The following is a 19,608-nucleotide window of genomic DNA, read 5'->3' on the forward strand; positions in this document are numbered from 1 at the left end:
TTATTTTGTGTATAGTAGTTCCGATATAGCATGGAAAGAAGGGAATGTAGATCGTGAAAAAGCTCGGACAGCTGAATACGCTGCGTAATCAAATATTTATTGGCTTTATGCTCGTTATGATCATTGTGCTCGCGTCCGTCGGTGCTTTTACGTATGACCAAGTTTCTGTACTCCTTCGCAACAACGCGGAAAAGCATATTCAGCAAACCGCTGTTCAAGCCATGGGCAAGCTGGATGTGCTGCTGGGGCAAATCGATACCCTCACGGCGCAAGTGGCCACGAACGCATCCATCCAGCAATTATTGGCACAAGAGGCCGATGGAAAGCGGATTAGCTTTGAAGAGAGGCAATCGCTTCAGCAGGATGCGCGCAAATATGAAGCATACGCTACGGGCATTCGTTCATTGGAAATGTATACGACTGATTATAGACGGTTGTTTCCGCTTGATGATATAAGTATGGACAACCGGGTGCCGACGGACTGGATTAACCGCGTAGACAGCGGAAAGGGCAGCCTTCTCTGGTTAGGCTTCGACCCGCAGGATCCGGATGTTGTCGTGGCAATGCGCCAAGTCAAACTGATTGACCGCTCTTTTGTCCATGCAGGCTATTTAATGGTCTATATCGAGAAAAGCTATTTTGAGCTGGCTAGCGCTTTGACGGATAACGAAAGCAAAACCGGTGAATCCATGGGCCTTTTTGATGGAATGGGGCAGGAGATTTATTCGGATTTCCCCGCTGATAGCGATGCGGACATGATGCTGGACCAGGGCGGTGAAATCATTACAGTAGATGGTGAATCTTATATCGCTGTGCAACAGGAGTCTGAGGTGACGGGCTGGAAGCTGGTCATATTGACACCCGTGAACTATACGACTGCAGGAATATCCGTACTTCGCACGGCGATCTTAATTTCGGCGGCCGTAGGCGGCCTGCTGTTTCTCGTGTTGACCTTTATATTGTCAACGATGATAACACGTCCAATCCTCACTTTAATTAAAGCCATGCGCGGCGCCAGGTTCGGGACTTTAAAGGCAAATCCGAACTCATCCTCAACGATGGAAATCAATGAGCTCAACAATACCTATAATCAGATGGTTGATTCTTTGAATGAACTAATAGAGGTCGTTTACCAGAAAGAGATCATACAAAGTCGCACGGAGTTGAAAGCGCTGCAATCTCAAATTAATCCGCATTTTTTGTTCAATACGCTGGAAGCGTTCTATTGGGAGCTGGATGATAAAGGGGAAGAGGAGCTTGCGCAGATTGTTGTGGCCATGTCAGGCCTCTTCCGATACGTGATCAACCGATCAGACGATGATGAATGGGTTACGCTCGGGGACGAGCTTGATCATGCGGAAAGGTATTTGAAAATTATGGAGATGAGGATGGTGGACAGGCTCGTGTGGCGCATAGAAGCCGATGAGGAATGCCGCAAGGCGCCTCTTCCCAAGCTGCTTGTTCAGCCGATCGTCGAAAATGCTATTCTACACGGCATCGAGCAGCGAGTAGGTATAGGAACAGTTATTGTGCGTGCCGAGCCCTCGAGCCGCAAAGGGTATATTCGGATAATTGTATCCGATGATGGCAGAGGCATGGATACGGATACAGTCTTTGGCCTGCTGTCATCGATGAAAGAAGGTCATTTGAGCGGTTCCAAGGGAACCGGGGTTGGAATCTCGAACGTAGAACGCAGGCTGAGGCTGTATTATCCATCCGAAAACAACGGCTTGGATATTCAAAGTGAATTAGGACGGGGAACGACCGTTATTTTTGAAATACCGAATGGAGCGGGAGGGGAAAGTGGCCATGAAGACGATATTGATCGTTGATGATGAACCAAGAACAAGGCAGGGTATTCGTAAAACATTAGAATCGTGGTCATGCGGACGCTATCGGATAGAAACAGCCTCCAGCGGAGTCGAAGCGTTATCTTGGCTCCAGCATAATGACGCCAATTTGCTTATAACCGACATTAGAATGCCTGAGGTTGGCGGGCTTGAATTGGTTGAGAAATTAAACGCTATGACGCATCCGCCAGTCGTTGTCGTCATCTCGGGACATCCCGAATTCGACTACGCGCAAAAGGCGCTTCAGCTAGGTGTCATCTCGTATTTGTTAAAGCCCTTGGACAAGCTCAAGCTGGTGCAAGCGGTTGAGCTGGCAATGAAACGTGAAGAAGAATTGAATCGGATCGAAAGGATGGAGAAGCTCTTTGATCCCAAGCTGCTGGAAACGCTGCAAGAAGACAAAACGTATGGCGTGCAGGTACAGGAAGCGCTTCGTTTTTTAGATGTGCATATGAGTGAACAGGTGTCGCTGCGTGCCGTAGCCGATCAGCTGCATATGAATGCCAGTTATTTCAGCGTCCTGTTTAAAGAGCAGACAGGGCTGACCTTCAGCGAATATTTGAGCAGGAGAAGAGTTCAGCGGGCGAAGGAGCTTCTGGTAAATACGCGGTATTCCATTGCCGAGATCGCTGAACAGGTTGGATACCAAACGTCCAAATATTTCGTAAAAGTTTTTCGTTCATTTGAAACGGTAAGCCCGGGACAATATCGCCAAAGCATGCTAAACCCGGAAGAAACCATCCAATAATAGTGGTATTAGTTCCAATGCCTGTGTCCTTACGACAAGTGAGGGATCTTGCTACAATTTGTGTAAAGCGGTTTCAATACGCTTACTACTAGAATTAAAGGGGATGTAAACGTGTTCAATAAAAAATGGGCCATGCTGCTATTATCGGCTTGTCTTGTACTGCTCGTATCTGGCTGCGGGACAAACAGCAATGAAGGAACTGGCGGGACAAGCGGTGAATCTGCCGGTGACAGAGAACAAGTGACGATAAATTTTATGCATTTATGGCCGGAAGGCGTCTCTGCAGGACAAAACAAAATTGTCAATCAAATCATTGCGGAATACGAGGATGAGCACCCTAATGTGACGATCAAGCAAGAAGTATTGGACAATGAACAATACAAGAACAAGCTGAAGGTGCTTTCCGCTTCCAACAAATTGCCTGATGTGGGCGTTACTTGGGCAGCAGGTTTTTTGCAGCCGTATGTGGAGGGGCTGCTATTCACACCGGTTGATGATTTATTAAGCGGCGAGCTTAAGGACAAGTTCGTAGCAGGCACTACGGAGGCTTATGCGATTGACGGAAAAACGTATGCGCTTCCACTCGAGTTCAACATTGCGCCTATTTATTACAACAAATCGATATTTGAGAAATACAAGCTGGAAATTCCGCAGACGTATGAGCAGCTAAAAGCTGTTGTAAATACATTGTCCGAGAACGGCGTTGCTCCAATAGCGCTTGGCAACAAGGATCGTTGGACCGGCTCTCTGTGGTACATGTACCTGGCTGACCGGATGGCCGGACAACCAGCATTATCCAGTGCAATAAGCGGAGCGGGTTCGTTTAAAGAGGAAGGACTGCTGAAGGCAGCTGCCGAAGTACAATCGCTTGTCGACAATCAAGCATTCGTGAAAGGATTTAACGGATTGTCAAATGAAGAGGCGAAGTCAGAATTTCTAAACGGAAAAGCCGCCATGTATATGATGGGCACGTGGGAGCTGCCAAACTTTACGACTAACGAAGATATTCCGCAGGACTTCCGCGACAGCGTAGGCTTCTTTAAATTTCCGACAGTAGAGGGCGGAAAAGGTGATATTAACAGCTGGGTAGGTGGTCCTGGCGTTGGATTGTTTGTAGGCGAGAATTCCAAGGTGAAGGCTGAAGCGAAGGCATTCGTGGAATATTTCGTTACCAAATGGGGGGAGCAATCCGTTACGGGGGCAGGCGTTATTCCTGCAACAAAGGTTGATGCTTCCAACATGGATCTGCCGCAGCTGTACATTGATCTGTTTAATGAAATGAACAAAGCAAGCAGCATCACTTTATTCGCGGATGTTCAGATGCAAGCGAATGCTGCAGAGACTCATCTTAATATGATACAGGCATTATTCGGAAAAGCGGCAACACCGGAGAAATTCTCAGAGGAACACGACAAAGCCATTGCATCAGGAAAATAAAAGCTGAGCTTACGCAGAGAAGACATATTCGCTGTTTGATGATGCCGAATATGTCTTCTCATTAATCAATGATAAAGAAAAGGAGCCGGCCTAATTGGACAAAGTGCTATCGAATAAAAAAATAATTGCATTATACGTGCTGCCGTCTCTGCTTCTCATTCTAGCCATCGTATATATTCCGATCGTGCTGACCGCATACTATGGATTGAATGAGTGGAATGGCATTGGTACCATGACATTCGTTGGACTTGATCATTATATGGCCTTATTTAAAGATGCAACATTCTGGAACAGTGCATGGCATTCACTGTTATTGGCTTTATTTTCGGGACTAAGTCTACTGCTTTATCTCGTTGTTGCAATGGTATTGGCCGCTAGAATCAAGGGAGCTCAACTGTTCCGCAAAATTTATCTCATTCCAATGCTGTTGTCATCTGTCGCAATTGCACAGTTATGGCTCAAAATTTACCATCCAACGAATGGCGTGTTGAACACCCTGTTGGAGTCGATTGGAATTGCAAACCCTCCCGCATGGCTCGCCGAGTCCTCGATCGTATTATTTGCTCTGTTTATACCGATTCTTTGGCAGTATGCGGGTTTTTATATTTTAATCTATTATGCGGCACTCAAGAATATCCCGGCATCGCTGGAGGAAGCTGCTAAGATTGACGGAGCGAACGCTCTGCAAATCGCTTGGAAGATCAAGCTCCCTCTTGCTATGGAGGTAGTCAAAGTAACGATCGTTTTAGCCGTTGTCGGTTCGTTGAAATATTTCGATCTCATATTTGTTATGACAGACGGCGGTCCTAACGGTTCGAGTGAAGTGATGGCATCCTATATGTATCACGAAGCGTTCCGGGCATACGATTTTGGCTATGGAAGCGCGATTGGCTTCTTCCTTCTTGTCATCTGTCTTGCTGTGACTTGGATCATTCGCAAATTAACAGCCACGAAGGATACGATCCAATATTCGTAAGGAGGAAAGCTTCATGATTTCTGGAAACATAAGGAACCGATATGGGATAGCTGAATCAAAGTCGGGAATGATTTCAAAGCTTGGCTATACTTTGTTATATGCCGTATTGGTTGCGGTTGCTGCGCTGCAGCTGTTCCCACTCGTATGGCTGCTGTTTTTTTCTCTGAAAAATAATCAAGAGGTATTCAATCTTCCTCCGTTGTCGCTGCCGATGAATCCTCGATGGGAAAACTATGCAAAGGTGTGGAGTGCAGGAAATATTGATGTTTATTTTCTTAACAGCGTGTGGATTACGATAACGGCTACGCTGTTTACCGTTATTTTGGGAAGCTTGGTCACCTTTGCCGTGACGAGGATGAAGTGGAAAGGCAGCTCATTCGTGCTTGGTTTATTTATGGTAGCGATGATGATTCCCGTTCATTCTACGCTTATACCGCTCTTTAGCCTTTTCAGCAAGGTAGGTTTAACCGATCACCCGTTATCACTGATTTTATCTTACGTTGCATTTAATATGCCGATTACCATTATGATCCTGCTAGGGTTTTATTATGCACTGCCCAAAGAGGTCGAGGAGGCAGCGATCATAGATGGATGTTCAGTGAACCGCATGTTCGTGCAAATCGTGTTTCCCATGACCAGTTCGGTATTAGCTACCACAGCCATTATTAACATGATTTATAATTGGAATGAATTCATATTCGTCAACACGTTCATCAGCTCAGATGCTTACAAGACTTTGACAGTAGGCGTGCAAAACTTTATTGGGCAATATACAACGGACTGGGGCGCAATTGGTGCAACACTCATGATAAGTATTTTACCCATTTTAATTACGTTCCTGTTCCTTAGCAACCGTATAGTAGAAGGCATTGCTGCGGGCTCGGTGAAGGGTTAGTCAATCATTAGATCATACAGTCTTGAGAAGTGGATGAAGAGCTGGTTGCGGGAGGTTGTCCGTAACCAGCTTTTTTCATTGCGTGATACGAAAGCTGAAAACGAAATGGGAGATGAATGATACTTATAGTCCGTCGACTCTGTTCGGCGAGGTAGATTAATATAATAAAAAAAGGAGTGAATAGAAAAATGTTAAAATTCAAAGATTTCATTAAACCGTCTATCTTTATCATCCTTACGCTAACCTTCATGTCCGGCTGTGGAATCACGGAAAAGGCTTCTGAACTCGCAGCCGAAAAATTAATCGAACAATCGACTGGCGTGAAGGTCAATCAAGAAGGAAATGATGTTACTATTCAATCAAAAGATGGGGATATAACGCTTGGCGGAGAATCTGAAGAGCTTCCAGAGGGATTTCCGTTATCCGCTTTTCCTGGTGCTAAGATTGAAAGCTCTATGACGACCGATGGAGCAGACGGCAAACATTTTATCGTCGCATTGTCGAGCTCCGAACCCATCGTTGATCTTGCCGCGTACTATGAAGATGCGCTCAAGGAAAAGGGGATTCAGCCGGAGCGAACGGAACTGCAGGATGAGGAAAGCGGCGCTATCAATTCCATATTCATGAATGGAAAATCGGATTTGTTAAACGTTAGTGTGCAAATTGTTAAAGACGAGAGTAATAAGGAAAAAGAGAGCTTCATGCTCAATTTGATGGTCACACAAACGGAGTAAAATAAAGTTTACACATGAAGCTGCCAATAATCTTCAATTTAAAGTTGCTATTGGCACGAAAATAAGACTACTCTCCTATGTTCAGTAGGAGAGTAGTCTTGTTTTGACCGCAATGCGTTACAATTCTTTGACGACTGCCAATTTTACTTTCGTTTTCGCTTCTTCTACGACAGGTTGATCCGCACGTTTGATGAAGAAGGAAAGCAGCAAGCCGACTATGCCAATCCCAACGATAACGAGATACGCGTCGTTGATTCCTTGGATGGATGCTGCTGTAACCATTTGCGCTTGTGTTGCTCCTTCAGTACCTCCTGCTGTCATTAGCTCCTTCATATGAGTCGTGGTACGACTCGTCATTACCGTTACGAGCAATGAGGTGCCTACAGCACCTGCCACTTGCTTGATCGTATTGGAGATCGCTGTCCCATGTGCGTTCAGTCTCGCCGGAAGCTGATTTAGACCAGCTGTCGTGATTGGCATGAGAAGCATGGCCATACCGAAGCGACGACCTGTAGACATAAGAACCAGATAGGAATAGCTGGTTGTGTCTGTCAAGTTAATAAAGCCTAGAGTGGTGATGATCGTAATGGCCATTCCAATAATGGACAGCCATTTGGCTCCAAACTTATCGAATAGCTTGCCTGTGATTGGCATCATAAGTCCCATTAGCAGCGAGCCTGGGAACATCAATAAGCCGGATTCCAGCGCAGTAAAGCCGCGAGCATTTTGCAAATATAGAGGCAGCAGCATCATATCCGCGTACATAACCATAGTTACCGCAATATTAATGACGGTGGTTAGTGTAAACATGTTGTATTTGAAAGCACGCAGATCTAGAAGCGGATTATCGGATTTTATTTGCCGCCAAGTAAACAGAACAAGTGAAAGAATCCCCGTTATCAGGAACGTGATGACCTCAGCGCTCGACCAGCCCAAGCTGCCTGCTCGGCTGAAGCCATACATCACTGCACCGAATCCGACAGTGGAGAGGACGACGCTTATGATGTCAATTTTTGCATGAATGCGTTCTGACACATTCCGTAGATAAATTAACCCGCAAATGATTACAATAACAACTAAAGGAATCATGCCGTAGAACATGGTTTCCCATCGATAATTTTCCAGAATATATCCGGCAAGCGTTGGTCCAATGGCGGGGGCGAAAATAATAGCGAACCCAACCATGCCCATCGCGGCTCCCCGCTTATTGGGGGGGAAGAGTGTTAAAATAACGGTCATGAGCAGCGGCATAATTATACCAGCGCCGGCAGCTTGAATCAAACGACCTGTCAACAGGACAGGAAAACTTGACGAAAGCGCCGATACAATCGTTCCTGCAAGAAAGATAAACATGGAAGCCTGGAAAAGCTCGCGCGTGGTAAATCGCTGCATCAAATAAGCTGTGATCGGAATCAATACACCATTTACCAACATATACCCGGTAGTCAACCACTGGGCAGTTGCAGCCGAAATGCTAAAATCAATCATTAATTCCGGGGTAGCAACGCTCATGACGGTTTGATTCAGCGTCGCAAGAAAGGCTCCCAAAATCATAATGAACAAGATTGGTCCCTTTTTTATCGAGCTGCTGTTTTCTGCTATGCTTTTATTCAATCTACTCCATCCTTTCCAATCTTCTCTCTGTGTGTACTTAATTTACACTGTGTTATATAATGAACAATGTATAAATTAGATTATAGGCAGAATTGATAGGTTTACAAGCGACAGAATTTACGAAAAATGTAAAGTACTTTACAACTAAAGTATATATGTTGTTTATCTTTGAAATGTTCTACGAAATGACGGAAAGTGTAGATTTTAATTAGAAAGGAGAAAGATATGGATCATGCTACACCGCGAACAGATCCTCGTATCGTGCGAACGCGGCAATTGCTGAGGGACGCTTTTATTGAGCTGCTGCAGGAAATAGATATCGAGAAGATTTCGGTCAATCGACTGGCAGAACGCGCCACCATCAATCGTGTTACTTTTTATCTGCACTATAGGGATATTCCAGATATGCTGGAGAAGATGGCTGATGAGATGGTCGAGGACATTCAACAGGTTCTGAACGATACGCCGCTTCATTTGAATCCGAACTCGAATGAGGAAGAGTCTTGGCCAATGCTGGTGAATCTGCTCGAGCATCTTTCCAAACATTCGAAATTTTACAAGGTCATTCTTGCCACGCATCGAACGACGGTCTTTTCTGACCGCTTATTAAAGCTGCTTGCGGGATTAGTTGCCGATCGGTTAGAAAAAAAGGAGGTTGATTCCGTTCGTTCTTCGTTAAATATTCAGAAGGATATTGCCATTTGGTATGGATCTTCGGCATTGATTGGTACGATTATCGCTTGGCTTCGCAATGATATGCCCTATACACCGCTTTATCTCGCCAAACAATTTATTTTGCTGCGGTCAACATCAGCAAAGACGATAAATCCGAATAAATAGGAGGGCATCATTATGTCAGCCGTGGCCTTTCACCGCGATCCATTGTTGCCTTTTTTGGAGGCTAAGCAAAGTATGAGAAGCGATCTTGCTTATCATAAGCATTTTCATGAGGAATATTCGATAGGATTGATTGATAAAGGAACAACGAACGCTTGGTGCGATGGAAAGCTGCTTCAGGTTGATGAGGGAAGACTAATCAGTTTTCCACCCAAGATGATACATGCTTGTCAGCCTCAAGAAGATTCAGATTGGGAATACAAGATGCTGTACATCAAGCCTGAATGGTTTCAAGGCCTCAAGCAGCGAGAGATTGATCAGCTTTACATCCCTTACTTGCTGGAAGATGGTAAAAATAAAGCTTGTCGGTTGCATTTAAACCGTACGATGGATGCGATAGCTAGAAAAGGCACTCCTCTTGAGATCGAAACGATTTTAATCGAGCTGTTACATGCTCTTGTTAGCCAGAATTCTTCCGATCTTGAACATGAAGTCCTAGCCAACAACGACCAAAAGTATGTCAAAAGCATAAAAGAATACCTGCATGCGCATTTTGCCGAGCATGTGACATTAGAGATGCTGGAGAATGAAACAGGTATTAGCCGATTTCATCTCGTACGGTTATTTAAGAAATGGAGCCATCTTCCTCCTCATGCTTATCAAATTTTACTAAGAATCAATCATGCAAAGGCAGAGCTTGCGAAGCAAAGAGCTATTGCCGATGTAGCGGCAGAAGTAGGCTTTTATGACCAAAGCCACTTTGCGAAGGCCTTCTTTAAAATAGTGGGGGCAACTCCGCAGAAATATGCGTTATCGATTTGAATGTGAGCAATTTTTTACAATACCGATTCCGATCTAGCTTATAAACTAGGTTTACTTGAAAGAAGGAGAGGAAGAAAACTATGCATCTGGGATCAGAATTGGATAAATCATTTACAGCTGCGCTCAAAACAATTGCTCGCCGTGCAGACCTAAAAGCTTATGTGGAGAATACCCCGCAGTTGAAGCATATGCTTCAGCTTGCGGCTGTCAGGTATGTCACAGGTGAAGCGCGTCAAGATGGACTTGATGCAGCAGAGAAGCTTGTCGCCAAAGGCTATGCGGCATCCATAGAGTATATTGGAGAAAATACAACCGTTGCTTCTGAATGCGAGGCAGCAGCTTCGGAACTGCTGGCATTAATTCATGAAGTTGGCCAGAATGAGGTCTTGGCACGAGTATCGTTCGATTTGTCGCATATTGGACTTTTGATTGATACCGAGCTCGCTTTTTCACATCTCATGAATCTAGCTAACCAAGCACAAAAGTCTGGCGTTGAGCTATTCATTAGCATGGAAGAATCCACTAAGACGGATCGGATTCTATCTATTTATAAGAAGGCTATCCTAAAGTATCCGAATATTGGCATAACGTTGCAAGCGCAATTAAAAAGAACACCGGAGGATTTGGCTGCTTTGCATGCTGCGACTAGTCGTATCCGCATTGTCAAAGGCGCTTATCAAGAGCCGGATGACTGCATGATTCCTCGTTCTTCCGAGCTTAATCAACGCTATGTTGAGCTTGTAGAAAGCGCTATTCGACACGGGCATCATGTGTCTATCGCGACGCATGATGAGTTCATCATCGAGGAGCTTCTCGAGCAGAAATGGTTGTCCAATTCGAATGTAGAGTTTGAAATGCTGTACGGCATACGCCCAGACTTGAGCAGCAGGCTGAAAGCGGCGGGGTATCCGATACGCATTTATTTGACGTATGGACATGAATGGTATTTGTATCTGTGCCATCGTATTGCGGAGTACCCTCCAAATCTTTTCCAAGCCGTCATAGACACTGTGAGCAACGAGAAAGTAGAGTCAGTTCGGGCATATGTGTAATATTTCCGTGAGTTAACTTGTTTTTTGTTGAAAAACCAACAATTGACCTTGTTTTGTTCATTAACAAGCCTTTGGAATTCGTTAACAAACGAAGCGAACTCTTCGTGTTGCTTAACATACAAAAGCGCTTTCATTTGCTGATTGAGAAAGTTTTCGGTGTTGCTCTATACTATAGAGGCATAAACGGCCAGCTTGTCTTAGACCATTAATTATAGACAAACGGATGACCGATTTCGGCTTATCTACAGGGAAGAACGAGATCATAAACAGAGCTCGTCAAGCAGAGAGGATGAATGAAATGGGTAGATTAACAGGCAAAGTAGCCATCATTACTGGGGCAGCTAGCGGCATGGGACTTGCCGGAGCGCAGTTATTTGCTAAAGAAGGCGCGAAGGTCGTTGCAACTGATGTTGTGGAGGAAGCGTTGCGGGAGCGGGTGAATGCGATTATAGCAGATGGGGGAGAAGCAATAGCTTTGAAACTCGATGTGTCTAGCCCGGAATCATGGCATGCAGTCATAGAAGAAACCATTGCGAAATACGGTAAAATCGATATTCTCATCAACAATGCAGGCATTCATATCGCCAAAGGCGTGCTGGAAGCCGAGCTAGCGGATTGGGAAAAAGTCATGTCGATTAACAGCTCTGGCGTATGGCTGGGCATGAAATCCGTCATCCCACATATGCAGCAAAACGGTCAAGGCTCGATTGTTAATACTTCATCCATTGCGGCAATTATAGGCGGAATCGCAGATGCTCAGGGCGCAGCGTACAGCGCATCCAAAGGAGCTGTACGCTCGCTTACTAAACATACTGCGCAGTGGTTCGCCAAAGACAACATCCGCGTCAATTCGGTTCATCCAGGAGCGGTGTTCACGGGTATGGTGGAGAAAGCCGGAATCAAATCACAGGTTGAAATGGGTGAACATTACAAGAATTTGGCTCCCCTTCCTCCTCACGCCGGTGAATCGATGGATATTGCGTATGCTTACCTGTTCTTGGCATCGGATGAATCGAAGTTTATAACAGGAATCGAACTGCCTGTTGATGGCGGCTGGATTAGCAACTAATCAATCTTGTTCAATAAGAAGGGTCTGGCGCATGCCAGACTCTTTCTATTTGTGTACCTGCAGAGAAAATTGGATTTATGAAGCCTTATTGCGTTTATCCCGAGCTAAGGTTCGAATGATACATCTCGTTGGAGCGGTTCATGCGCGTCAGTTCGAGCAGTTGCTCCGCCATATAAGTAGAGCTGTATTTAAATTTGCCCTGCACCCATTCTGCAATTAGACCGAGAACTGCATTGGCCTGATAGCAGGCAAGCAGCTCCTTGTCGATATTGGGATTGGGAGAGGTGTTCGTGACATCGTCCAAATACAGGCTTTTCAGTGTTTGATACACCGTATTTCGGAAATCTGGCAGCATACTCGTGCTGACCAACAAGGTGTAGACGGTTGCGTAAGCATGCACATGTTCGAATATTTTTATGGCAGACGCACTCAGGCTCTGGATATCGAAATTCTGACGATGCAGGTAAGGATATCGGTAGGCTTGAATCAGATCAGTCAACACGTCTGCCAATATATCGTCGAGCAGCTCTTCCTTATAGGTATAGTGTTTATAAAAGGTTCCACGATTCAAATCAGCTGATTTCACAATATCAGTTATCGAAATATCAGAGAATGGTTTATGTGACATCCACTCAAGCAAAGCCTGCTTCAAAGCTGTTTTTGATTTGAAGACTCTGCGATCGATAGAAATTGATTTTAGCATAGATATCCTCCTTTATCTTTAAGTAGGATGATACTGGTAAAGTGACATGATAGAATAATCATTCACCTTATCATTATTATACTATGTGAAGAATAAGGTGGATACCTGGTGCCAACTGCTCATAATACCTGAAATACCGGCTTAGATGCTATAAAGTGAACAGGCAGCCCCGGATATGCTCTCCTCAGCTGTTCGGCCAGATAACGCATGCCGGGCTCTTCGCTCTCTGCATGCCCTATGCTTACTAATGCTTTTGGAATGCCATGATTGACAGAATCCCTCACGTATTCGGGTGTTTCCCACTCTGGCCCTTCGCCGGCGATTACCAAGTCAACTCCCTTGTCGCGGTAGAGCGGGACAGCATTAGCAATTCCGCCCCTGTAGCCTACAAGGATGCCGATGCGCCTGCAAATCATATGCGGGTCGCCGGCTAATCGAACATAAGGGATAGCTAGCTTTGATTTGACGTATTCCGCAATCTCATCGGCACGCATTTCGTCGGGTACGCGGATAATAGCTGCTGTAGGCAGCATTTCCTCTACGCACGCTTCCAGCTTCAAATCTTGCAGCAGACCGATCATAATCGGATCAGGCTGTGCGCTGTGGCAATAGTCATGGTGTCGATAGATAACAAGACCCGAGTGCTGAACGCGCTTTGTTTTGTTCGCATATACCGGATCTCCGGTCAATAGTCCATCAATCGTTCGATGGCTATAATACGAGGTTTCATGGGAAATAAGCAAGTTCACGTCCAAGGACAAAGCTTGCTCAATGACCTGCCGAGTTGCCATAAACGTCGTCGCAATTCCGCGTACTTCCATATCGGGGGAGCCGAACTCCAATCCATCGACCGTATTCGCAATAGAGTGGACGGAGGAACGGATGGCATCGACTACATTTCTAATCGTTATTGTCATGATATAGATCCTTTCTGAATGAGTGGACTCCATCTCCATATACACTTCGATAGAAGGAAGCATACTCCTTTTGCATATGGATACTATTTGATGATAGCTGCGGTGAAGTGATGGTGCATGAACGGTTGACGAGAAATGAACGAAGCTTCTATAATCAGAAAAACGATTACGTTTAGACATAAATACGAATAGAGGAGAAGACGTATCATGCGAATTGGAGCAATTGAAGCAGGCGGCACGAAATTTGTATGCGGGATCGGGAATGAAAGCGGGGAGATCGAGGACCGGATAAGCTTTCCGACGGAGAAGCCAGAACAGGTGATGGAGCAGGTTATTTCCTATTTTAAAAGTAAAAACCCGGAAGCGATAGGCATAGGCACCTTTGGACCGATTGATATCGACCGTAAAAGTGCGACGTTCGGCAGCGTAACGACGACTCCGAAGCCAGGTTGGTCAGGGTATCCCTTTCTGGATACGCTAAAGCGTGAATTTCATGTACCGTTTGGGTGGGATACGGATGTCAATGCCGCAGCTTACGGAGAGGCAGTCTGGGGAGCTGCTCAGGGACTGGATAGCTGTGTGTATTTCACGATCGGGACAGGAATTGGGGTTGGCGTCTACTCCGAAGGAAGGCTGGTTCACGGCTTAGTTCATCCAGAAGGCGGACATATATTGCCGCGACGTCATCCAGACGACCGCTATGAGGGGAACTGTCCATACCATGGCGATTGCTTGGAGGGGATGGCTGCAGGTCCTGCGATTGAGAAGCGGTGGGGCGTGAAGGGCAGCGAGCTAGAAGCTAATCATCCTGCTTGGGCGATGGAGGCCTATTATCTAGGTCAAGCTGTGACGAGCGCGATTCTGATGCTTTCGCCCAAACGGGTCATACTAGGCGGTGGTGTTATGCATCAAGAGCAACTGCTGCCAATGATTCGTAGTGAGGTAAGCAAAAATCTCAATGGCTACGTCAGCGCAGCGCAGCTGTTGACCGGAATGGACGATTACATCGTATTGCCTGGACTTGGCGACAATGCCGGCTTATGCGGCTCGCTTGCACTTGGCCTTGCTGCATGGGAGAAAAGGGACCAATAGCAATAAGCTCGCGGGAATGGTTGCTTACTTTTAATACAAATAGGGGTATAGCTAAACGAATAGCGGTACAGGAGTCTATTCCTGTGCCGCTATTTTCTATTTTGGACCATGGCTGTTAGTTGGCTGGAGCTTAGGAACTCGGACGATATGCGCGAATTGGTTAGACGTCTGGTTGATTTTTCTTTGAGGAAAATGCATGATGCAGCAGCATCGAGAACAATTTCCGCATGGAATGAACACCAATCTTATTCATTAGATTGGCAAGATGATTTTTGACTGTTTTTTCGCTGATGACGCATTTCTCGGAAATTTCGCGATTAGATAAACCATGGATTACGGATAAGGTGAGCATCTCGGATTCCCGTTGTGTCAGGCGATAAATCAATGAAAATTGTTGCATTGCACAGTTTAGCTTTTGTGCGACGGAATGCTCCAAAGCCTCGTTTGCAGCAACACAGTCTTGGATGATCAATTCTTCATGTGATGGTATCCTGTCTTCATAGATGAGTTTCATCTTTGATGCTTGCTTTCAAGCATCAAACGGATAGAGAAAAAAATACTTGAGAGGAGCAGGAAGCAGCCTAATACGTTCCAGAGTATCCACAGCATGTCGTTAGGTCTCCCTTGAAGTGTTATTCTCATCTGCAGAAGATAAGTGAGTTCCAATCCTGATGGTTGTCTAAACATTACATATAATTCTTTTGCCTCATAATGAATGAATAAAGTTTCTATTCAAATGGTTCCTAGGTCTCATTCCGATCTACTTTTATCATTATAAATAATGACATAGACTTATTCTAGATGAAGAAGTTCACTAAAAAGACATGCGATTCGACGATTTTCGCTGAAATTTGCATATTCATATGACTAAAGTCATGTTTATGATAAAATATTTGGTAAATCTATCATGTTCTGTGGGGACTTAAATATGGATGTTCAATTAAATCATAGAATGACTCACATCTTGTTTATCATCGTAACCGGTGCGACGCTCTTCTTATTGTTCCATACCAATCAATACTCTCTTGGGCTATTATTGCTATTATGCACGTACGTATTAGCGGTTTTCGTTCGGAACTACGTCATAAAGGTAAATCTGCAAAGTAAGGCTGGCATGTTATGTCTATTTTTTCAGCTGGCGTTAGCTTCTTTGATCGCAATAGGGTCGGAAAGCTTTTTTGCGCAAATCTATATCTTAGTTCTCGTTGGAGAATTTAGCTTTCATCACCGCAGAAGCCATTCTTTGCTCTTTACTATGGCAAGTTACGTTAGCTGTGTATTAGGCCTGTTGGTGTATCGTCAATTTCCACCTTTTCATGAGATATTCTATCTGCTGCCGCGTATCGTCGAATACTTTGCGATATTCGGCATAAGTCTACTCGCCAAAATGGCTGTTCAGCAAAAAAATCAGTTGGTTAGAGACAATGAACAGCTGCGAATGGCATCCATCGAGTTGGAAAAGAAAGTTAAATTACAAGAGCGGACTAGAATCTCGCGCGAAATTCACGATTCGGTTGGACATACATTAACGGCAGCTTTAACGGGCCTGCAAACAGCAACCTATGCGATAGAGAAAAACAATTATGTCATAGCAAAAGATATGATCGACAGAACGAAGGGGTATATTCGCAGCGGTCTAGACGATGTGCGCAGCTCCGTACACTTGCTTCATGAACATAGGCTGGATCAGCCGTTCGTTCCCGAGCTTATTAAGCTTATCGATGAAACGAAGATGCAGACACAGGTAGATATTACATACGACATAGACCCAAATCTGCCGGATTTGCTGCCAATGACCGAGTTAACCATATACCGTGCTTTACAAGAGGGGCTGACCAATGGCATTCGGCATGGCTCCAGCACTACTTTTTACTTTCTGCTGAACTATCGTGAAGGGCATATTCAATTTAGATTATCTGATAATGGCAGGGCTCCTTCTCACATTGCTTATGGCTTTGGCTTGAAGGCCATGAGTGAGAGGGTGAAGGAAATTGGCGGAGAGCTATTGATTATGAAAAAGTCATCAGAGCGTGGTGTTACGTTAGATATAAGCATCCCTTTCCCAACGAAAACAATGGAACGGAGTGATCAACATTACTAAAAGAACCATTCTGATCGCAGAGGATCAGCCTTTAATTCGCGACGGATTGGCAGCTATGTTCAACATGGAGGATGAATATGATGTAGTAGCTACAACCGGCGATGGTTTGGCTGCGATCGCTCAAGTGCGGTTGCTTCGTCCTGAGCTTGTCTTGATGGACATTCATATGCCTAAGCTCGATGGATTGGAAGCAACGAAGCGTATTAAAGCGGAATTTCCTGAGATTAAGGTGTTGATTCTTACCACCTTCGAGGATGAGGAATACATATGGGAGGCGATACGTCACGGCGCCAGCGGATTTCTAGTTAAAGGAGTCGAGACGAAAAAGCTTTTCTCCATCGTACAGGACTGCTTAGAGGGAAGAATCAATTATCCCAGCCGTATTCAAACTCGGCTATTGCAAGCGCTCCGCTCTTCAGAACAAACGGAACAACAATCAATGAATGAAACAACGGAATCCCATTTTAATTCGCTGCAGGATGATCGGTTGAATGGTTTGTCCTCACAGGAGCGGAATATTGTAAGCCAATTGAAACAAGGGCGTTCCAACCAAGCAATCGCTGCTGAATTATTTTTAACAACAGGTACGGTGAAAAATTATTTAAGTGCAATATATAAAAAACTGAATGTTGCAAGTCGAGCGGAAGCAATGGCCTATCTTCACGATATGAAAGAGGAGGAGCGCTGAGCAAAAACCACATGCGGTCTTAAGCTGCATGTGGTTTTTTTGTTCATAAATGATTCGTTTATATTCCGTTTAAATAGGTGAGTTAGGATGACTACATCATCTCATATTGGAGGAATGGCAATGGATTACGGATTGAAGAAAAAACGAGAGCCCAACAATGGTGATTGGGCGGTCCAAGCGAGCGGGCTTGTCAAAACGTTCGGCAGCTTCCGAGCGGTAGATCGTGTGGATCTGAATGTGAGGGCTGGGATGATATATGGCGTGCTTGGCCCGAACGGAGCAGGCAAGACGACGACCATTAGAATGCTGGCAACATTGCTTCGGCCCGACGCGGGTTCGGCAACGATCTTCGGTCATGATGTTGTAAAGGAGTCGCAGATTGTTCGTCAATTAATCGGCGTGACGGGGCAATATGCTTCAGTTGACGAGTCTCTCAGCGCTACCGAGAACCTGATTATTTTCTCGCGGCTGCTCGGGCTTGGGCGTGCTGAAGCACGGAAAAAAGCATGGGAGCTGCTTGAAGAGTTTGGCTTAACGGAAGCAGCGAAGCGGCCGCTCAAAAACTTCTCCGGCGGTATGCGCCGCAGGCTGGATCTGGCAGCAAGCCTGATTGCACAGCCGCCGCTGCTTTTTCTGGATGAGCCGACTACCGGTCTTGATCCTCGAACCCGTTCGCAGATGTGGGATACGATTCGTCGGCTCGTGAAGACGGGTTCGACTGTGCTGCTTACAACGCAGTATCTGGAAGAGGCGGATCAGCTCGCCGATCGGATTGCGGTTATCGATCGCGGCAAGGTCGCTGCGGAGGGGACAGTCGATGAATTGAAAGCATCGGTGGGCAGCTCTTCACTGCAATTGCGAGTTCAGAATCCAGATGATGCAGCTGTCGCTCGTAGCACCATTGAGAAGGTACTCGGTATTCAGCTATTGGTATCGCAGCAAGAAACTGAAAAAATAACTGCGCCTATAACCAATGTGGACGTGGTAACTGACGTATTGAACGCTCTGCGCGAAAAAGGAGTGCATTTGGCCGAGATCAGCGTGCAGAAGCCGACTTTGGACGAGGTATTTTTAACCATCACAGGCCATGGCGTGCAGGAGGACGCGAGTTCCTCGTCCAATGAGGCACAAAAAGCAGAGGTGGCAAGCATATGAGAACGACTTCCATTACTTCCATTAAACCAGGCGCGGAGCGAGAGTTGAAAAACCATACAAGCTTCGGGCAGACGATACGAAACTCGCTGACGATGGCTTACCGCGGCCTGCTTAAGATCCGGCGTACGCCAGAGCAATTGTTCGACGTTACACTTCAGCCCATTATTTTCACCTTAATGTTCACCTACATTTTTGGCGGAGCGATATCGGGCGATATCGGAAGCTATTTGCCTGTTATCATTCCGGGCATCCTCGTACAGACGGTCATTACCACATCGATCGTCACGGGTGTCCAGCTGCGCGAGGATATGGATAAAGGCGTGTTTGACCGATTCAAGTCATTGCCCATTGCACGCATTGCCCCGCTCGCGGGAGCTTTGCTTGCAGACACCGTTCGGTATACCATTGCGACAGTTCTTACTTTTACGATGGGCTATATTATGGGTTATCGGCCGGAAGGCGGTCTGGAGCATGTCGCATTAGCAGGCATTCTCGTCATTGTCTGCGCATGGGCAATTAGCTGGATATTCGCATTTTTTGGCGTCATTGCACGTACGGCTTCAAGTGTGCAAGGGATATCCATGCTTGTGCTGTTTCCACTAACGTTTCTTTCCAATGCGTTCGTGCCTGTAGACACGATGCCCAATTGGCTCCAGTGGTTTGTTAACATTAATCCGGTCTCACATCTTGTTACGGCGGTACGCGATCTTGCTAATACGGGCCATGTAGGCTGGGATCTGGGCATCTCCCTGATCGGTGCAGCCGTCATTGTGGCAATCTTTGCACCTATTACGGTTCGTGCATACATGCGCCGGACATAATGAATGCTTCTGTGGAAGGAGAGGCAGAGACGAAACAAAAAGAAATGCTATCGGCAGTCAAAGCCGGCAGCATTTCTTTTTCGCTTATGCCTATTTA

General features: G+C 45.6%; 19 protein-coding genes. 15 read left to right on the forward strand and 4 right to left on the reverse strand.

The features are described from left to right. Positions 1–53: 53 nt before the first annotated feature. From AB4Z29_RS12145 to AB4Z29_RS12170, 6 genes are all read left to right on the forward strand, one after another. Complete coding sequence (locus AB4Z29_RS12145; protein WP_441943321.1) at positions 54–1,832, forward strand: sensor histidine kinase; 1,779 nt, start codon at positions 54–56, stop codon at positions 1,830–1,832. Continuing rightward, complete coding sequence (locus AB4Z29_RS12150; RefSeq protein WP_441943322.1) at positions 1,810–2,598, forward strand: response regulator transcription factor; 789 nt, start codon at positions 1,810–1,812, stop codon at positions 2,596–2,598. Before AB4Z29_RS12145 ends, AB4Z29_RS12150 begins: the two co-directional genes overlap by 23 nt. 111 nt (positions 2,599–2,709) lie before the next feature. Beyond that, positions 2,710–4,035: an extracellular solute-binding protein gene (locus AB4Z29_RS12155; protein ID WP_441943323.1), complete on the forward strand. Its 1,326-nt coding sequence runs from the start codon at positions 2,710–2,712 to the stop codon at positions 4,033–4,035. Positions 4,036–4,129: 94 nt separating this feature from the next. Next, a complete protein-coding gene (locus tag AB4Z29_RS12160; RefSeq protein WP_441943324.1) occupies positions 4,130–5,011 on the forward strand; it encodes a carbohydrate ABC transporter permease in 882 nt (293 codons plus the stop codon). A gap of 67 nt (positions 5,012–5,078) precedes the next feature. After that, positions 5,079–5,906: a carbohydrate ABC transporter permease gene (locus tag AB4Z29_RS12165; protein WP_441943528.1), complete on the forward strand. Its 828-nt coding sequence runs from the start codon at positions 5,079–5,081 to the stop codon at positions 5,904–5,906. Between the two features lie 188 nt (positions 5,907–6,094). Next, on the forward strand, positions 6,095–6,640 hold the full coding sequence (locus AB4Z29_RS12170; RefSeq protein WP_441943325.1) for a hypothetical protein: 546 nt from the start codon (positions 6,095–6,097) through the stop codon (positions 6,638–6,640). A gap of 117 nt (positions 6,641–6,757) precedes the next feature. On the opposite strand, the gene AB4Z29_RS12175 is transcribed toward AB4Z29_RS12170, so the two are convergent. Beyond that, entirely contained in the window at positions 6,758–8,194 is a 1,437-nt protein-coding gene (locus AB4Z29_RS12175) for a DHA2 family efflux MFS transporter permease subunit (protein WP_441943529.1), read from the reverse strand. 285 nt (positions 8,195–8,479) lie between these two features. Between AB4Z29_RS12175 and AB4Z29_RS12180 the strand changes: the two genes are divergently transcribed. The 4 genes from AB4Z29_RS12180 to AB4Z29_RS12195 all read left to right on the forward strand — a co-directional run bounded on the left by AB4Z29_RS12180 (position 8,480) and on the right by AB4Z29_RS12195 (position 12,034). Beyond that, on the forward strand, positions 8,480–9,094 hold the full coding sequence (locus AB4Z29_RS12180; protein ID WP_441943326.1) for a TetR-like C-terminal domain-containing protein: 615 nt from the start codon (positions 8,480–8,482) through the stop codon (positions 9,092–9,094). Between the two features lie 72 nt (positions 9,095–9,166). After that, complete coding sequence (locus tag AB4Z29_RS12185; RefSeq protein WP_441943530.1) at positions 9,167–9,913, forward strand: AraC family transcriptional regulator; 747 nt, start codon at positions 9,167–9,169, stop codon at positions 9,911–9,913. Between the two features lie 80 nt (positions 9,914–9,993). Then, complete coding sequence (locus AB4Z29_RS12190; protein ID WP_441943327.1) at positions 9,994–10,965, forward strand: proline dehydrogenase family protein; 972 nt, start codon at positions 9,994–9,996, stop codon at positions 10,963–10,965. A gap of 298 nt (positions 10,966–11,263) precedes the next feature. Next, positions 11,264–12,034: an SDR family NAD(P)-dependent oxidoreductase gene (locus AB4Z29_RS12195; protein WP_441943328.1), complete on the forward strand. Its 771-nt coding sequence runs from the start codon at positions 11,264–11,266 to the stop codon at positions 12,032–12,034. 94 nt (positions 12,035–12,128) lie between these two features. Here the strand turns inward: AB4Z29_RS12195 and AB4Z29_RS12200 are convergent, their stop codons facing one another. Together AB4Z29_RS12200 and AB4Z29_RS12205 are read right to left on the reverse strand one after the other, a co-directional pair. After that, complete coding sequence (locus AB4Z29_RS12200; RefSeq protein ID WP_441943329.1) at positions 12,129–12,737, reverse strand: TetR/AcrR family transcriptional regulator; 609 nt, start codon at positions 12,735–12,737, stop codon at positions 12,129–12,131. 119 nt (positions 12,738–12,856) lie between these two features. Further along, complete coding sequence (locus AB4Z29_RS12205; RefSeq protein WP_441943330.1) at positions 12,857–13,654, reverse strand: Nif3-like dinuclear metal center hexameric protein; 798 nt, start codon at positions 13,652–13,654, stop codon at positions 12,857–12,859. A gap of 207 nt (positions 13,655–13,861) precedes the next feature. Between AB4Z29_RS12205 and AB4Z29_RS12210 the strand changes: the two genes are divergently transcribed. After that, a complete protein-coding gene (locus tag AB4Z29_RS12210; RefSeq protein WP_441943331.1) occupies positions 13,862–14,746 on the forward strand; it encodes an ROK family protein in 885 nt (294 codons plus the stop codon). Between the two features lie 160 nt (positions 14,747–14,906). Here the strand turns inward: AB4Z29_RS12210 and AB4Z29_RS12215 are convergent, their stop codons facing one another. Next, entirely contained in the window at positions 14,907–15,260 is a 354-nt protein-coding gene (locus AB4Z29_RS12215; protein WP_441943332.1) for a helix-turn-helix transcriptional regulator, read from the reverse strand. Between the two features lie 777 nt (positions 15,261–16,037). Here AB4Z29_RS12215 and AB4Z29_RS12220 point away from each other — a divergent pair. The 4 genes from AB4Z29_RS12220 (at position 16,038) to AB4Z29_RS12235 (ending at position 19,511) form a co-directional block, all read left to right on the forward strand. Further along, positions 16,038–16,847, forward strand: coding sequence for a sensor histidine kinase (locus AB4Z29_RS12220; RefSeq protein ID WP_441943333.1), 810 nt, complete (start codon positions 16,038–16,040; stop codon positions 16,845–16,847). Further along, positions 16,831–17,535 carry a response regulator gene (locus tag AB4Z29_RS12225; protein ID WP_441943334.1) on the forward strand — a complete coding sequence of 235 codons (705 nt, stop codon included), beginning with the start codon at positions 16,831–16,833 and terminating at the stop codon, positions 17,533–17,535. Before AB4Z29_RS12220 ends, AB4Z29_RS12225 begins: the two co-directional genes overlap by 17 nt. A gap of 120 nt (positions 17,536–17,655) precedes the next feature. Beyond that, on the forward strand, positions 17,656–18,690 hold the full coding sequence (locus AB4Z29_RS12230) for an ATP-binding cassette domain-containing protein (RefSeq protein ID WP_441943335.1): 1,035 nt from the start codon (positions 17,656–17,658) through the stop codon (positions 18,688–18,690). Further along, positions 18,687–19,511 (forward strand): ABC transporter permease, encoded by an 825-nt coding sequence (locus AB4Z29_RS12235; protein WP_441943336.1) that lies wholly within the window; start codon positions 18,687–18,689, stop codon positions 19,509–19,511. Before AB4Z29_RS12230 ends, AB4Z29_RS12235 begins: the two co-directional genes overlap by 4 nt. Positions 19,512–19,608: the final 97 nt, after the last annotated feature.

It is taken from the genome of Paenibacillus sp. 2TAB23 (assembly GCF_052115165.1).
Classification (GTDB): Bacteria; Bacillota; Bacilli; order Paenibacillales; family Paenibacillaceae; genus Pristimantibacillus.

What these genes read in the sequence shown, in the direction of transcription:
- AB4Z29_RS12150 (WP_441943322.1), top strand. Translation starts at nt 1,810, where the DNA reads ATGAAGACGATATTGATCGTTGATGATGAACCAAGAACAAGGCAGGGT.
- AB4Z29_RS12165 (WP_441943528.1), top strand. Translation starts at nt 5,079, where the DNA reads ATGATTTCAAAGCTTGGCTATACTTTGTTATATGCCGTATTGGTTGCG.
- AB4Z29_RS12170 (WP_441943325.1), top strand. Translation starts at nt 6,095, where the DNA reads ATGTTAAAATTCAAAGATTTCATTAAACCGTCTATCTTTATCATCCTT.
- AB4Z29_RS12175 (WP_441943529.1), bottom strand. Translation starts at nt 8,194, where the DNA reads ATGATTTTGGGAGCCTTTCTTGCGACGCTGAATCAAACCGTCATGAGC.
- AB4Z29_RS12180 (WP_441943326.1), top strand. Translation starts at nt 8,480, where the DNA reads ATGGATCATGCTACACCGCGAACAGATCCTCGTATCGTGCGAACGCGG.
- AB4Z29_RS12185 (WP_441943530.1), top strand. Translation starts at nt 9,167, where the DNA reads ATGAGAAGCGATCTTGCTTATCATAAGCATTTTCATGAGGAATATTCG.
- AB4Z29_RS12190 (WP_441943327.1), top strand. Translation starts at nt 9,994, where the DNA reads ATGCATCTGGGATCAGAATTGGATAAATCATTTACAGCTGCGCTCAAA.
- AB4Z29_RS12195 (WP_441943328.1), top strand. Translation starts at nt 11,264, where the DNA reads ATGGGTAGATTAACAGGCAAAGTAGCCATCATTACTGGGGCAGCTAGC.
- AB4Z29_RS12200 (WP_441943329.1), bottom strand. Translation starts at nt 12,737, where the DNA reads ATGCTAAAATCAATTTCTATCGATCGCAGAGTCTTCAAATCAAAAACA.
- AB4Z29_RS12205 (WP_441943330.1), bottom strand. Translation starts at nt 13,654, where the DNA reads ATGACAATAACGATTAGAAATGTAGTCGATGCCATCCGTTCCTCCGTC.
- AB4Z29_RS12210 (WP_441943331.1), top strand. Translation starts at nt 13,862, where the DNA reads ATGCGAATTGGAGCAATTGAAGCAGGCGGCACGAAATTTGTATGCGGG.
- AB4Z29_RS12215 (WP_441943332.1), bottom strand. Translation starts at nt 15,260, where the DNA reads ATGAAACTCATCTATGAAGACAGGATACCATCACATGAAGAATTGATC.
- AB4Z29_RS12230 (WP_441943335.1), top strand. Translation starts at nt 17,656, where the DNA reads ATGGATTACGGATTGAAGAAAAAACGAGAGCCCAACAATGGTGATTGG.
- AB4Z29_RS12235 (WP_441943336.1), top strand. Translation starts at nt 18,687, where the DNA reads ATGAGAACGACTTCCATTACTTCCATTAAACCAGGCGCGGAGCGAGAG.